Below are 12,885 nucleotides of genomic sequence, written 5' to 3'. Positions count from 1 at the left end.
ACTTCACTGTCCTGCTGCAGGTACTGCTATAGTTTTTATAAACCATAAAAGCTTATAGTTATGCCCGATATTTTATTCATTTTAATCACTGCCATTGTAGCGCTCGGAGTGGGCGTGTACATAGGGCGTGTCATGCTGCAGAAGGTATACAAGCAGCAGGAAGAAGCCGCCCGCCAAAAGGCAAAATCCATTATCCGCGAGGCCGAGATCAACGCCGAGAGCATCAAGAAAGACCGCATGTTGGAGGCGAAGGAGAAATTCCTGAAGCTGAAGTCTGAGTTCGAGGAAGAGTCGAACAAGAAAAAGAACATCATCATCCAGAACGAGAACAAGGTAAAGCAGCGCGAGCAGCACGTGGCCAAGCAGATGGAGCAAACCAAGCGCCGCGAAGCCGAACTCGACAAGGAGAAAGAAGCCCTCGATCACCAGTTGGAATTGCTCAAAAAGCGCAAAGAAGACGTAGAACAGCAGCACAACGAAGTAGTGGCTCAGCTTGAGAAAATAGCCGGTCTGACCGCAGCCGAAGCCCGCGAGCAAATGGTAGAGGCCCTGAAGAGCGAAGCCCAGTCGCATGCTTCTTCATACGTGAAGGACATCGTGGCCCAGGCCAAACTGACCGCTACAAAAGAAGCCAAAAAGATCGTGGTGGAGACCATCCAGCGTACCGCTGCGGAGCACGCCATCGAGAACTGCGTATCGGTATTCAACATCGAAAGCGACGATATCAAAGGCAAGATCATCGGTCGTGAAGGCCGTAACATCCGTGCTCTCGAAGCCGCCACAGGTGTGGAGATCATCGTGGATGACACCCCAGAGGCGATCATCATCTCTGGTTTCGACCCGGTTCGCCGCGAAATTGCGCGTCTGTCGCTGCACCGTCTGGTAGCCGACGGTCGTATTCACCCGGCCCGTATCGAGGAGGTAGTTTCCAAGACCCGCAAAAACATCGAAGAGGAGATCGTGGAGATCGGTGAGCGCACGGCCATCGACCTTGGTATACACGGTCTGCACCCTGAATTGATCAAAATGGTGGGCCGCATGCGCTTCCGTTCGTCTTACGGTCAGAACCTGCTGCAGCACTCACGCGAAGTAGCCAACCTGTGTGCCACTATGGCTGCCGAGCTTGGTCTGAACGTGAAGCACGCCAAACGTGCCGGTCTGTTGCATGACATCGGTAAAGTGACGCCAGACGAGCCGGAATTGCCGCACGCGATCATCGGTATGGAGCTGGCCAAGAAATACAAGGAGCATCCGGATATCTGCAACGCCATCGGCGCTCACCACGACGAGATCGAGATGACCGCGATGATCTCTCCACTCATTCAGGCTTGCGACGCCATTTCCGGTTCAAGACCGGGTGCCCGCCGCGAGATCATGGAGTCTTATATCAAGCGTTTGAAGGATCTGGAGGCAGCCGCCGTATCATTTGACGGAGTGAACCAGTGCTACGCTATTCAGGCTGGCCGTGAGCTCCGCATCATGGTAGACGCCGATAACGTGACCGACGAAAAAGCCGCACAGCTTTCGTTTGACATCTCCCAGAAGATCGAAAAGGAAATGCAGTACCCGGGCCAGATCAAGATCACGGTGATCCGCGAAATGAGAGCCATCAGCTACGCCAAGTAAGGTATAGCATCAGGTATAAACAAAAAGCCCCTTGCCAGTAACAGGCGAGGGGCTTTTGCATTAAACTAAAACCAATCGTCACTTATTATCTTAGCTCAGGAAAGCTCTTAGCATCCAAAGCGTCTTCTCGTTTTCGTTGATGTCCTCACTCACAAGTGCTACTGTACCCTCGTCGTCGCGCTCTGCAGCCATAGCCAGAATATCGCGCTCCAGGTTCACGATTACAGAAAGGTTCTGATGCGTTGCCTCCACTGTCTCACGGTCGCCGCTCAGGTTCGAAGTTTCCTGTATGCTGGACACACGAAGGTAATCCGAGAAGGTATGCAGTGGCTTCTGTCCGATCGTTAGGATACGCTCTGCCAAGGCATCGATACGGGCCAGAGCATTGTTGTAAAGCTCCTCGTACTTGGCGTGCAACTGGAAGAAGTGTATCCCTTTAATGTTCCAGTGGAAACCGCGCAGGTTCTGATAGTAGATGTGATAGTTAGCCAATAGCTCGTTCAGCTTGTCAGCAATCTCTACAGAGTCTTGTTTTTCCAATCCGATATTCGTTAGCTTATTCATAGTTTTTTGTGTTTTATCTTTCATTGTTTGTATATACAAATATACAGCCTGTTAGGTTATCAATCAAATCAATTATGTCTATTTATATATAGGTATGTTCTATAACTTAGCAGGGTGTTGCGACACTTGGATACAAGGATAGACGGAGGCAGAAGACGTATACTACAACATACATTTATATTACCACTATACGGTTATTAACATGACACTGGTACAATTGGAATACCTTTTGGCGGTAGACACACACCGCCATTTTGCCACGGCAGCGGAGCATTGCTTTGTCACGCAGCCCACCCTAAGCATGCAGCTGCAGAAGCTGGAAGAGGAGTTAGGAGTACAGCTGTTTGATAGAAGCAGAGTACCGGTGCGCCCGACCGAGCTAGGTAAAGAAGTTATAGCCCAGGCACGCATCGTAGTGGCTGAGGCGAAGAAGATCAAAGAGATTGTACAGAACCAGAAGCAGGAACTGAGCGGCGAGCTGCGGGTGGGCGTGATACCGACCCTTGCTCCCTACCTGATCCCGCTTTTCGTGACCAGCTTTATGGAGAAGTACCCCGATGTGCGGCTGGTGGTGCAGGAACTGCTGACGGAGGAAATCGTGCAGAAGCTCAACTATGAGTTGCTGGACGTAGGACTGCTGGTGACGCCACTGGAGGATAAGTCTATCAGAGAGCTTCCCCTGTTCTACGAGGCTTTTGTAGCGTACATTAACCCAGCCCATCCGCTGGCCCAAAGCAAAGCCATTAGCCCCGAGCAACTTGATCTGGACGAGCTGTGGGTACTGAACGAAGGACACTGTTTCAGAAGCCAGGTGCTCAACATCTGCAACCGGTCTGGGAGCGGCCTAAGCGGCGCAGGGCATTTGGATTACAAGAGCGGATCGCTGGAAACGCTGAAGCGGATTGTGGAGACACAGCGTGGCCTCACCTTGTTGCCGGAGCTTTCGGTGCTGGATATACCTGAAGAGAAACAGGCGCTGGTTCACACCTTCCAGGAGCCACAGCCACAGCGGGAGGTGAGTCTGGTCGTGCACCGCAGCTTCCTGAAAAAGAAACTGATCGAAGCACTGCAGCAGGAAATCGTAGCGGCTATACCTGCCCACATCCGCAACCGCAAGAAAGAGCAGGTGGTGGGAGTGAGGGGGAGTTAGAAGAGTATAAACAAAAACGGGCTGCCTCTTTCGAAGCAGCCCGTTTCTATGTTTATACCTGCAGTCAGGTATGGCTAACCAAATTAAGCGTTGATCATGCCAGCGCTTTTCAGCACCTCTACCATCGTAGCACCGATCTCAGCAGGAGAGTCTACCACATGGATACCGTTCTCACGCATGATCTTCATTTTAGCGGCAGCTGTATCGTCAGCACCACCTACGATTGCACCAGCGTGGCCCATACGACGACCAGCAGGAGCAGTCTGACCCGCAATGAAACCAACCACCGGCTTCTTGTTGCCAGTTTCGCTGATGTACTTCGCAGCCATTGCCTCGTAGTTACCGCCGATCTCACCAATCATCACGATCGCGTCTGTCTCAGGGTCTTCCATCAGCAGCTGTACTGCGTCTTTGGTTGGCGTTCCGATGATCGGGTCACCACCGATACCAATAGCAGTAGAAACACCAAGGCCAGCCTTCACGATCTGGTCAGCAGCCTCGTATGTCAAGGTGCCTGATTTAGAAACAATACCGATACGACCTGGCTTGAACACGAAACCTGGCATGATACCAACCTTCGCCTCGCCTGGCGTGATCACACCTGGGCAGTTTGGACCGATTAGGGTCACATCTTTGCCTTTCAGGTAGTTTTTGGCCATCACCATGTCTTTTACAGGAATGCCTTCTGTGATCGCAACGATTACTTTGATGCCCGCGTCAGCAGCTTCCATGATCGCGTCAGCAGCGAAAGCCGGTGGCACGAAAATGATAGAAACATCGGCACCAGTTCTCTTTACAGCTTCTTCCACTGTGTTGAAAACTGGAAGGTCCAGGTGATTGTTGCCACCTTTGCCCGGTGTAACACCACCCACTACGTTTGTGCCGTACTCGATCATCTGAGAGGCGTGGAAAGAGCCTTCTGAGCCGGTGAAGCCCTGCACGATCACTTTCGAATCTTTATTTACTAAAACACTCATGTGTATCTTATTAAGTTGATGAATGATGGTCTAAAATAAGGTAGTGCAAAAATAGCCTTTTTTGTGGCGCTTCCAAAAAATAGTTAAAGCTAATATAGGCGCTAAATCAGCCCGGCGGAACGGGAACGGGTATGCCTTCTGTTGTACGGGAGGCAGGTGGCTATACCTGTTAAGTATAATTTTAATTACGTACCTTTGCACCCGTATCTCAAAAAAGCATCTAAATGAAATACCTGAATCATATAACCGAAGCAATCGGTAACACTCCCTTAGTAAAGCTTAACAACGTAACTGATGGCATTAAGGCTACAGTGCTGGCCAAGGTTGAATACATGAACCCAGGCAACTCTGTGAAAGACCGCATGGCGATCAGAATGATCGAAGACGCCGAGAAAGCTGGCATCCTGAAGCCGGGCGGCACCATCATAGAAGGTACTTCCGGTAATACAGGCATGGGTCTGGCATTGGCGGCGATCGCCAAAGGCTATAAGTGCATCTTTACGCTGGCCGACAAGCAGAGCAAGGAGAAGATGGACATTCTGCGTGCTGTTGGCGCTGAGGTAAGAGTGTGCCCTACCAATGTGTCTCCTGACCATCCGGATTCATACTATTCAGTGGCTAAGCGCCTCAATGAAGAGATTCCAAACTCCTTCTACCCAAACCAGTACGACAACCTCTCAAACTGGAGAGCGCACTATGAGAGTACCGGTCCTGAGATCTGGGAACAGACCGCGGGCAAAGTGACGCACTTCATCACAGGTGTAGGCACAGGTGGTACCGTAACAGGTATTTCGCGTTACCTGAAGGAGCGTAAGCCGGATTTGGCCACCATAGGTATAGACACGTATGGCTCTGTTTTCAAGAAGTATAAAGAGACCGGCATTTTCGATGAGAACGAGATCTACTCTTATGCCACTGAAGGTATAGGCGAAGACATCCTGCCCAAGAATGTGGACTTTGACGTGATCGATACTTTTGTGAAAGTGACTGACAAAGATGGTGCAGTGATGACCCGCCGCCTGGCCAAAGAAGAAGGTCTCTTCGTAGGATGGTCCAGCGGTACAGCCGTGTACGGAGCATTGGAGTATGCCCGTGAGAAAAATCTGACAGAGGACGATGTCATCGTTGTATTGCTGCCAGACCATGGTACCCGCTACCTGGGTAAAATCTACAACGACGACTGGATGCGCTCGCAGGGCTATATCGACTAAACAATCTGGTTATAACGAAATTGGAAGTTTAGAATTTGTTTCAGGCTTTCAATTGTGTACCTTGTGCTGCGGTAAATACATAGCCTTGGGTACCGTATTATTTCATCTTCTCAGAAACGTCAGCTTGGAATAGACAGCTTGCGTATTATTACAAGCTGGGTATAGTGTATTTATGAAAAAATTATCAGGCGTTCTTCTTATTGACGACGACGACACCACAAATTTTCTGAACCAACGTTTGCTTGAGCGAATGCAGGTGACCGATAATATACGCACGTTTGTGAACGGCAAGCAGGCATTCGACTATCTGTACAATGTAAGCAACAACAATTACGAGCAGACGGATGGGAATTATTTTCAGCCAGAACTGATATTCCTGGACATCAGCATGCCGGTGATGGATGGATTTGAAATGCTGGACCTGTATGAGCGGTTGAACCCGGAGTTCAGAAAGAATATTATACTGGCCGTACTGACTACCTCTACCCATCCACAGGATACGGATGCAGCTCAGAAGTATTCGGCAGAATATCTGACAAAGCCCCTTACAGCAGATAAAGTAAAGAATCTGATTTATAAGCACTTTAGCTCCGCGAAACAGGAGGCATAGAAAAAGCAATAGTTACAAAAAAGAGCCGATGCGCTTGCCTATTCACAGGCTGTGCATCGGCTCTTCCTGCATTAGGAGGGTATAGGAAAGAAATGCAGCAATAGGGATTTCAAGTGGAGGCCTGTTTTAATACGTACAGACTGCCGGATCAGGGCTCTGTGCTATACCTAAAACGAGAAACCGAAATTGGACTTGATCAGCAGGTTCAGAATAACACCTAAACCTGCCAGCAGCAGGCCGATGCCAATCAGCTTTTCGATATCCTGCATTTTGCCCTGTCGCTTCTTGAGCATGTTTCCGCCGATAGCCCCAAGGGCAAAGGCTGCCATGAGCGGCAGGCTGCGGCTCCAGATCACGTTGCCCAGCAGGTAGTGGCTGATAAAGCCGGTGAAACTTGTGATAACCAGAATGAATAGTGAGGTGGAAGTGGCGATCTGAGGTGGTATCCGGAACAGTTTGATCATCATGGGAGTTTGCAGGAAGCCGCCTCCTATACCGAAGAGGCCGGCTATTATACCTGAAGCAAAACCAAAAACCCCTACAACACCGCCATTGAGCCGGTAAGCCAGGTGCTTGGCTCTGTTCTTCCGGATAAAGGAGGTCGGCACGCGGCGTATCCTATACATCATGCCAGAGTGGCGAATATGCTTTTCTTTTTGCTGGGGCTTCACCATAAAGATTCCCACCGTCACCACAAAGAGCGCAAAAATCACCTGGAGCTCTGTTACGGGTAAAAAGGCTACCATAAAGGCACCCAGCACCGTGCCCACTACCGCCGGAAACTGAATGAGCGAGCCTACCAGGTAGTCGATGCTGCGGTCGCGGAGGTTGAAGACGGAGGCAATGATGGAAGCCGGCACAAGTGCCGACATAGTGGCCCCGATGGCGATCTCGATGTTGTATCCGAAAAAGATGATCAGGATCGGCACCATGAACACGCCTCCCCCGAAACCGATAATGGTGCCAAACCCACTCACGAGCGCACCGACTACAAAAATGATGAATTCCTCCATTCGCAATAGCCCTTCTACTATTCCGCTACAGGTACGAATTTAAAGTCATCACCGTTAAACAATCCTTTGTCGCTGAGCTTGAGCGAAGGTATAACAAGCAATGCCATGAACGAAAGCGTCATGAAAGGAGAGGCCAGCTTGCTGCCCATCTCTTTGCTCATGCGGTCGATGGCCGAGTAGGCGTTGGCCACTTCATAACCATCGGCCGCAGACATGATACCCGCCACTGGCAGCGGCAGCAGCTGTTCGTTGTCGCCGTCCACGGCGGCTACACCGCCTTTGGCGCTGATGATCAGGTTCACGGCGCGGGCAATGCTTTTGTCATCCACACCCACGGCAATGATGTTGTGCGAGTCGTGGCCTACGGAGGAGGCAATGGCACCACGCTGTATGCCTACATTCTTGATGAAAGCAACGGCCGGCTCGGCATTTTCATATCGGTTCACCACCGTGATCTTCAGCACATCTTGCGCCACATCCGATTCGATGTAGCCGTTCTCTGTTTTCGGTTCGGCCCATACCTGGTGCGTAATCAGCTGCCCATCAAATGCCTCGATCACCCGGATCTTGCTGGCGCTGTCGGCTGGCAATCGGAATTGCTCCGGCGTCTTCGGTTCTGTATTGAAGTTGTTGATCTCTTCGCTTGGTGTAAAAGCAATGTTCGATTTGCCGTTCTCTGCTACTTTTTCGCCATTGATGAAGGTGGCTTCCACAGCAAAGTCCTCGAGATCGTTCACCACGATAAAGTCAGCAGGATCGTGTTCGCGTAGCAGGCCTACTTCGAGTTTGTAATGCTCGACCGGGTTGAGGCAGGCGGCACGCAGCACATGGAACAGGTTGTGACCTTTAGCAAGGGCACGCTTTACGAGCAGGTTCAGATGGCCTTCCACCAGGTTGTCAGGGTGCTTGTCGTCGGAGCAGAACATGATGCTCTCCGGATGGGTGGCAAGCAAAGGTATAAGCGCTTCGAAATTTTTGGCGGCACTGCCTTCGCGGATCAGAATCTTCATGCCTACGGCCAGTTTGTCGAGGGCTTCTTCAGCAGTGAAGCACTCGTGGTCGGTGGTGATGCCAGCCGATGCATAGAGCGCCGCCTGTTCGCCGCGCAGACCGGGGGCGTGACCATCCACAGCCTTACCATATTTTTTAGCCAGTTCTATCTTCTCCATCACCACCGGGTCGCGGTGCAGCACGCCGGGCCAGTTCATCATCTCGGCCAGGTACTTGATCTCGTCACGCTGAAACAATGTTTCGATGTCGGCGGCCGTTATCTCAGCGCCAGCTGTTTCGAAAGGAGTGGCAGGTACGCAGGAGGGAGCACCGAAGTAAAACTTAAACGGCACCTTGTTTCCGTTCTCCACCATGTACTCTACGCCGGCTATACCTAGCACATTGCCGATCTCGTGCGGGTCCGACACAGTGGCCACGGTGCCGTGCGGCACAGCCAGGCGGGCAAATTCGGAAGGTACAAGCATGGAGCTTTCTACGTGCACGTGGGCGTCCACAAAGCCCGGCAAAATATAACTGGAAGAGGCAGTGGCCTCACGAACTATTTTAGAAATGCGGCCGTTTGACACATGGACCGTTCCCTCAAAAATCTCTTGTTGGTGCAGGTCGATGATGCGTCCGCTGACGGTATAGGAGCTATGCATGGGTAGGACTGTCTTGTTGATATAAAATGCCCGCTGATGGGGATTGAACCCGTAAATTACTTTATATTTGCGTTAAATTAAGTCGTTTTGAGAAAGATAATTTCATACCTGATCGTTGTATGTGTTTTGTCCTCCGGCACTCTGGCGGGTTGCACAGCTAAAACACCACAGCAGAAAAAGACGGCCTCCTACATGAAAAAGAGCAAGCGCGGCAATGTGCCCTGCCCTTGTGATTCGAACTAATTTCTGATAGCTTACCATGAAAAAAATTGTAATCGCCATAGATGGCTACTCCTCGTGCGGTAAAAGTACAACGGCCAAACTGGTGGCTGCCGAACTGGGCTACGCTTACATCGATACCGGGGCTATGTACCGGGCGGTTACGCTTTATTTTCTGGAGCACCACGTGAGTCTCACCAACCCCAAGGAGGTGAAGGACGCGCTGGATAAAATAGATATCACGTTTCACTATAACCCAAAGGCCAAAAGAAACGAAGTATTCCTTAACGGCCTGAACGTGGAGGATGAGATCCGCAAGATGTACATCTCCAATCAGGTGAGTGAGGTAAGTGTCGTAAAGGAAGTACGTCGCGCCATGGTGGCCCAGCAGCAGAAAATGGGAAAGAAACGCGGTGTGGTGATGGACGGTCGTGATATTGGTACAGCTGTGTTCCCGGATGCAGAAGTGAAGATCTTTATGACAGCCGACGTGGACACCCGCGCCAAGCGCCGTCAGGATGAACTGTTGGCTAAAAAACAGTTGATCAACCTCGGTGAGATAAAGGAAAACCTGCTCAAGCGCGACCTGATCGACTCGACCCGAGCCGAGAGTCCGCTGCGTCGCGCCGATGATGCCTTTTTACTGGACACGTCGCACATGACCATTGATGAGCAGGTAGAGTTTGTGCTTAATAAGGTAACTTCCCGTATCTTCAACAGTGATTATGCTTTGCAGGAATAGAGGAAAGAAGAGATGAATGTAACGATAGACAAGAATTCCGGTTATTGCTTTGGTGTGGAATTCGCCATTCAGATGGCGGAGGATGAAATGGAGAACTGCGAAGAACTCTATTGTCTGGGTGATATCGTGCACAACAGCATGGAAGTGAAGCGGCTTTATGAAAAAGGGCTTCGCATCATCGACCGCGAGCAGCTCAAAGAACTGCGCGACACCAAAGTGCTGATCAGAGCCCACGGCGAACCGCCGGAGACTTACAAAACAGCCTTAGAAAACAACATTGAACTGATCGATGCTTCCTGCCCGGTAGTGCTAAAGCTGCAGAACCGTGTGAAGCACGCTTTTGATGCTGATAAGCCGAAAGGTGGACAGATTGTGATTTACGGCCAGGTGGGGCACGCTGAGGTGATCGGACTGGCGGGCCAGACAGGCGATGAGGCTATTATTGTGACGACAGAAGAAGACCTCGACAAGATCGACTTTACCCGTCCCGTTACCCTCTTCAGCCAGACAACCAAAAGCACCAAAGGCTTCTACCATATCAAGTCGCTGATAGAAGAGCGCCTCCAGCAGGCTAATCAGGACAGCACCGCTTTCAACGCTAACGACAGCATCTGCCGTCAGGTGTCGAACCGCGAGCCTCAACTGACTAAGTTCTCAGTGGAGCATGATGTGATCATCTTTGTGAGTGGCAAAAAAAGCTCTAATGGAAAGGCACTCTACAGCGTATGCAAGCAGCACAACCCCAACAGCTACTTCGTGGAGAACGAGGAGGAGCTTGAGAAAGAGTGGTTTGCCAATGCAGAGAGCGTAGGTATATGCGGGGCTACTTCCACGCCCATGTGGCTGATGCAGCAAGTAGCCGACAGTATCAAAAAATTTGACTTTGAAACAGTATAGGTATAGCCCTATACTACAAAATAGTGGCTTTTTAGCTACATTTAGGCTTTGCTTCGGCAAGGCCTATTTTATTAAGCACCAGCAGACATGAGACGCATTTTACGCTATTTTTTGAACGGCCTACTTATTGTAGCACCTTTCACCATTACGGTATGGATCATCGTGGCCATTATCGACTGGCTGAATAGCATGTTCGACTTAGGGATACCCGGATTAGGTATATTCCTGATGTTTGTACTTCTTACTCTGATCGGTTTTATCAGCTCGTCTTTCTTTGTAAAGCCATTCATTGTCATCACGGGGCGTTGGTTTAATAAAGTGCCGCTGGTGGGCATCGTCTACTCCAGCATTAAGGACCTGTTCGACGCCTTTGTGGGCGATAATCAGAAATTCAACAAGCCTGTTATGGTGAAGATGTCAGAAGAGTCTGATAACCTGAAGTTTGGCTTTGTAACGCAGGATGCTTTGAGTTCAGTGAATGTTGAAGACCGCGTAGCCGTGTACTTTCCGCACTCTTATAACTTCTCGGGTGAGCTCTTTGTGGTACCCAAGCGCAACGTCGTATACCTGGACCTACCCAGCAGCGACGTAATGAAGTTCATTGTGTCAGGTGGCGTGTCCCGTCTCTAATGAGCCGTTAGTTATACCTTTCATAAAGAGCAATAAGGACACTCACCAAATATCTCAAAATTTCAAGCCCTTTTGTGTATCTTATTTGTATGCATGCCGAATAAGTTAAGGGAGATTCATTAATTCAGAATGCCTTACATCATACATAACGGTACGAAGCTGCACTACAGGGTGCTGGGAAAAGGCACGCAGCCTTTGCTGGCCTTTCATGGCTATGGGCAGAGCAGTAGCTACTACCAGCCCATGGGGCATGCGCTGGGCAGCGACTACACCATCTATGCCTTCGACCTTTTCTTTCATGGGCAGAGTTCCCTGCACAAGGAAAATATGCCGCTAGACAAGGATTTTCTGCAGGAGCTGATCGGGCTGTTTCTGGTGAAGGAAAAGATTGACCACTTTTCGCTGATGGGCTTCAGCATGGGAGGCAAATTTTCCCTTACACTAGTGGAGCGCTTCCCAGAGCGCATCGACGAACTTTTCCTGATCGCACCGGATGGCATTAAGACAAGCTTCTGGTACAATATTGCCACTTATCCAGGCTGGCTGCAGCAGCTCTTCAAACGCACCGTGCTCAAGCCGGAGCCTTTCTTCAGGCTACTGAATGTGCTCAACAGGTATAACATGATCCACAAAAGCCTCGTGCGTTTCGCCCGCTTTCAGATGGATAGCACTGAGAAACGCCTGCGGGTATACCGTAGCTGGATTGGTTTCCGCGAACTCAACTTCGACATCCGTGAGATCGTGCGGCTGCTCAACCACAAGCAGGTGCCGGTTACGATGTTCCTCGGTGAGTTTGATCAGATCATCTCGCCCAAACGAGTAAGTGTGTTTATTAAAGCTTTGCACAAAGGAGAGCTCGTGGTGCTCAAAGCCGGACATTCGCATTTGTTGCAGGAGGTTGCGGAATTGCTGCATGCGAAAAGAACGCAGTCTATACCTCCTTCCAGCTAAGGACTATACCTGAAATAACATGTATGTTGGAGTATATAGCCAGTCCCTTCTTCAGAGGGGCAGGGTTGTGTTAATCGTGCACCGCAGCATTATCAATCCTGAAAATACCGATACTGATGCATCGTACATAAAGCAGAATGCTTAAATTGGCCATTGATGAAAGAGGAGAACCTAAAAAAGCTCAAACCAGAGAAAAAGATCATCGGGCGGCGCGAGATGGTAGCCTTTCCTGAACTGGATATTGACGAGATAGAGGCCAAGATCGACACAGGTGCATACACCTCCGCGATCCATTGCTCGGATATTCATGAGGAGACCCGCGCTGACGGAACTAAAGTGATCTGTCTGGACTTATTAGACCCGTCACACCCACAGTACAATCACAAAAAGCTGCGGTTTTCTGACTATAGCCTGCGCGATATCCGTAACTCGTTTGGGGATGTGCAGGAGCGCTACGTCATCAAGACCAAAATCAAGTTTTTCGATGAACTGATCGAGGCGGAGTTCTCTCTTTCAGATCGAAGCGATATGAAGTACCCGGTGCTGATTGGTCGGAAACTGCTCAAAGGCCGGTTTATTGTGGACGTTTCCCGTAAAAACGTCTCACTCAAATTCAACAACAAACAAAAGAAGAATAAATAGT

At 50.1% G+C, this 12,885-nt stretch carries 12 protein-coding genes and 1 pseudogene; 9 read left to right on the top strand and 4 right to left on the bottom strand.

Annotated features, from left to right (window positions below; genetic code table 11):
* The first annotated feature begins 60 nt into the window (after positions 1 to 60).
* Entirely contained in the window at positions 61 to 1,626 is a 1,566-nt protein-coding gene (gene rny, locus BW972_RS15710; RefSeq protein ID WP_007659822.1) for a ribonuclease Y, read from the top strand.
* 90 nt (positions 1,627 to 1,716) lie between these two features.
* Here the strand turns inward: rny and BW972_RS15705 are convergent, their stop codons facing one another.
* Complete coding sequence (locus BW972_RS15705; protein WP_040574723.1) at positions 1,717 to 2,190, bottom strand: Dps family protein; 474 nt, start codon at positions 2,188 to 2,190, stop codon at positions 1,717 to 1,719.
* 202 nt (positions 2,191 to 2,392) lie between these two features.
* On the opposite strand from BW972_RS15705, the gene BW972_RS15700 reads away from it, so the two are divergent.
* Positions 2,393 to 3,340 carry a hydrogen peroxide-inducible genes activator gene (locus tag BW972_RS15700; RefSeq protein WP_076422811.1) on the top strand — a complete coding sequence of 316 codons (948 nt, stop codon included), beginning with the start codon at positions 2,393 to 2,395 and terminating at the stop codon, positions 3,338 to 3,340.
* A gap of 83 nt (positions 3,341 to 3,423) precedes the next feature.
* Here BW972_RS15700 and sucD read toward each other — a convergent pair whose 3' ends face one another.
* Complete coding sequence (gene sucD, locus BW972_RS15695; RefSeq protein WP_007659826.1) at positions 3,424 to 4,317, bottom strand: succinate--CoA ligase subunit alpha; 894 nt, start codon at positions 4,315 to 4,317, stop codon at positions 3,424 to 3,426.
* A 224-nt stretch (positions 4,318 to 4,541) separates the two neighbouring features.
* Between sucD and BW972_RS15690 the strand changes: the two are divergent.
* Both BW972_RS15690 and BW972_RS15685 read left to right on the top strand, forming a co-directional pair.
* Positions 4,542 to 5,525, top strand: a pseudogene (locus BW972_RS15690) (PLP-dependent cysteine synthase family protein); the annotation flags it as partial.
* Positions 5,526 to 5,700: 175 nt separating this feature from the next.
* Positions 5,701 to 6,138: a response regulator gene (locus tag BW972_RS15685; protein WP_076422810.1), complete on the top strand. Its 438-nt coding sequence runs from the start codon at positions 5,701 to 5,703 to the stop codon at positions 6,136 to 6,138.
* Between the two features lie 167 nt (positions 6,139 to 6,305).
* Here BW972_RS15685 and BW972_RS15680 read toward each other — a convergent pair whose 3' ends face one another.
* Together BW972_RS15680 and ade are read right to left on the bottom strand one after the other, a co-directional pair.
* Positions 6,306 to 7,151 (bottom strand): sulfite exporter TauE/SafE family protein, encoded by an 846-nt coding sequence (locus BW972_RS15680; protein ID WP_007656268.1) that lies wholly within the window; start codon positions 7,149 to 7,151, stop codon positions 6,306 to 6,308.
* Positions 7,152 to 7,168: 17 nt separating this feature from the next.
* Positions 7,169 to 8,803, bottom strand: a complete 1,635-nt coding sequence (gene ade / locus BW972_RS15675) for an adenine deaminase (RefSeq protein ID WP_076422809.1) — start codon at positions 8,801 to 8,803, stop codon at positions 7,169 to 7,171.
* A 259-nt stretch (positions 8,804 to 9,062) separates the two neighbouring features.
* Here ade and cmk point away from each other — a divergent pair, with 259 nt between their 5' ends.
* The 5 genes from cmk (at position 9,063) to BW972_RS15650 (ending at position 12,884) form a co-directional block, all read left to right on the top strand.
* A complete protein-coding gene (gene cmk, locus BW972_RS15670; protein WP_007656273.1) occupies positions 9,063 to 9,764 on the top strand; it encodes a (d)CMP kinase in 702 nt (233 codons plus the stop codon).
* Positions 9,765 to 9,776: 12 nt separating this feature from the next.
* A complete protein-coding gene (locus tag BW972_RS15665) occupies positions 9,777 to 10,661 on the top strand; it encodes a 4-hydroxy-3-methylbut-2-enyl diphosphate reductase (protein WP_007656275.1) in 885 nt (294 codons plus the stop codon).
* Positions 10,662 to 10,748: 87 nt separating this feature from the next.
* A complete protein-coding gene (locus BW972_RS15660; RefSeq protein ID WP_007656277.1) occupies positions 10,749 to 11,291 on the top strand; it encodes a DUF502 domain-containing protein in 543 nt (180 codons plus the stop codon).
* Between the two features lie 129 nt (positions 11,292 to 11,420).
* Positions 11,421 to 12,242: an alpha/beta fold hydrolase gene (locus BW972_RS15655; protein ID WP_076422808.1), complete on the top strand. Its 822-nt coding sequence runs from the start codon at positions 11,421 to 11,423 to the stop codon at positions 12,240 to 12,242.
* Positions 12,243 to 12,398: 156 nt separating this feature from the next.
* Positions 12,399 to 12,884: an ATP-dependent zinc protease family protein gene (locus BW972_RS15650; protein WP_040574139.1), complete on the top strand. Its 486-nt coding sequence runs from the start codon at positions 12,399 to 12,401 to the stop codon at positions 12,882 to 12,884.
* Position 12,885: the final 1 nt, after the last annotated feature.

The sequence above is a fragment of the Pontibacter lucknowensis genome (assembly GCF_900156415.1).
GTDB lineage: Bacteria > Bacteroidota > Bacteroidia > Cytophagales > Hymenobacteraceae > Pontibacter > Pontibacter lucknowensis.
The sequence above is the reverse complement of the archived record's forward strand: the minus strand, read 5'-3'. Positions and strand labels throughout refer to the sequence as shown.

What these genes read in the sequence shown, in the direction of transcription:
- rny (WP_007659822.1), top strand. Translation starts at nt 61, where the DNA reads ATGCCCGATATTTTATTCATTTTAATCACTGCCATTGTAGCGCTCGGA.
- BW972_RS15705 (WP_040574723.1), bottom strand. Translation starts at nt 2,190, where the DNA reads ATGAATAAGCTAACGAATATCGGATTGGAAAAACAAGACTCTGTAGAG.
- BW972_RS15700 (WP_076422811.1), top strand. Translation starts at nt 2,393, where the DNA reads ATGACACTGGTACAATTGGAATACCTTTTGGCGGTAGACACACACCGC.
- sucD (WP_007659826.1), bottom strand. Translation starts at nt 4,317, where the DNA reads ATGAGTGTTTTAGTAAATAAAGATTCGAAAGTGATCGTGCAGGGCTTC.
- BW972_RS15685 (WP_076422810.1), top strand. Translation starts at nt 5,701, where the DNA reads ATGAAAAAATTATCAGGCGTTCTTCTTATTGACGACGACGACACCACA.
- BW972_RS15680 (WP_007656268.1), bottom strand. Translation starts at nt 7,151, where the DNA reads ATGGAGGAATTCATCATTTTTGTAGTCGGTGCGCTCGTGAGTGGGTTT.
- ade (WP_076422809.1), bottom strand. Translation starts at nt 8,803, where the DNA reads ATGCATAGCTCCTATACCGTCAGCGGACGCATCATCGACCTGCACCAA.
- cmk (WP_007656273.1), top strand. Translation starts at nt 9,063, where the DNA reads ATGAAAAAAATTGTAATCGCCATAGATGGCTACTCCTCGTGCGGTAAA.
- BW972_RS15665 (WP_007656275.1), top strand. Translation starts at nt 9,777, where the DNA reads ATGAATGTAACGATAGACAAGAATTCCGGTTATTGCTTTGGTGTGGAA.
- BW972_RS15660 (WP_007656277.1), top strand. Translation starts at nt 10,749, where the DNA reads ATGAGACGCATTTTACGCTATTTTTTGAACGGCCTACTTATTGTAGCA.
- BW972_RS15655 (WP_076422808.1), top strand. Translation starts at nt 11,421, where the DNA reads ATGCCTTACATCATACATAACGGTACGAAGCTGCACTACAGGGTGCTG.
- BW972_RS15650 (WP_040574139.1), top strand. Translation starts at nt 12,399, where the DNA reads ATGAAAGAGGAGAACCTAAAAAAGCTCAAACCAGAGAAAAAGATCATC.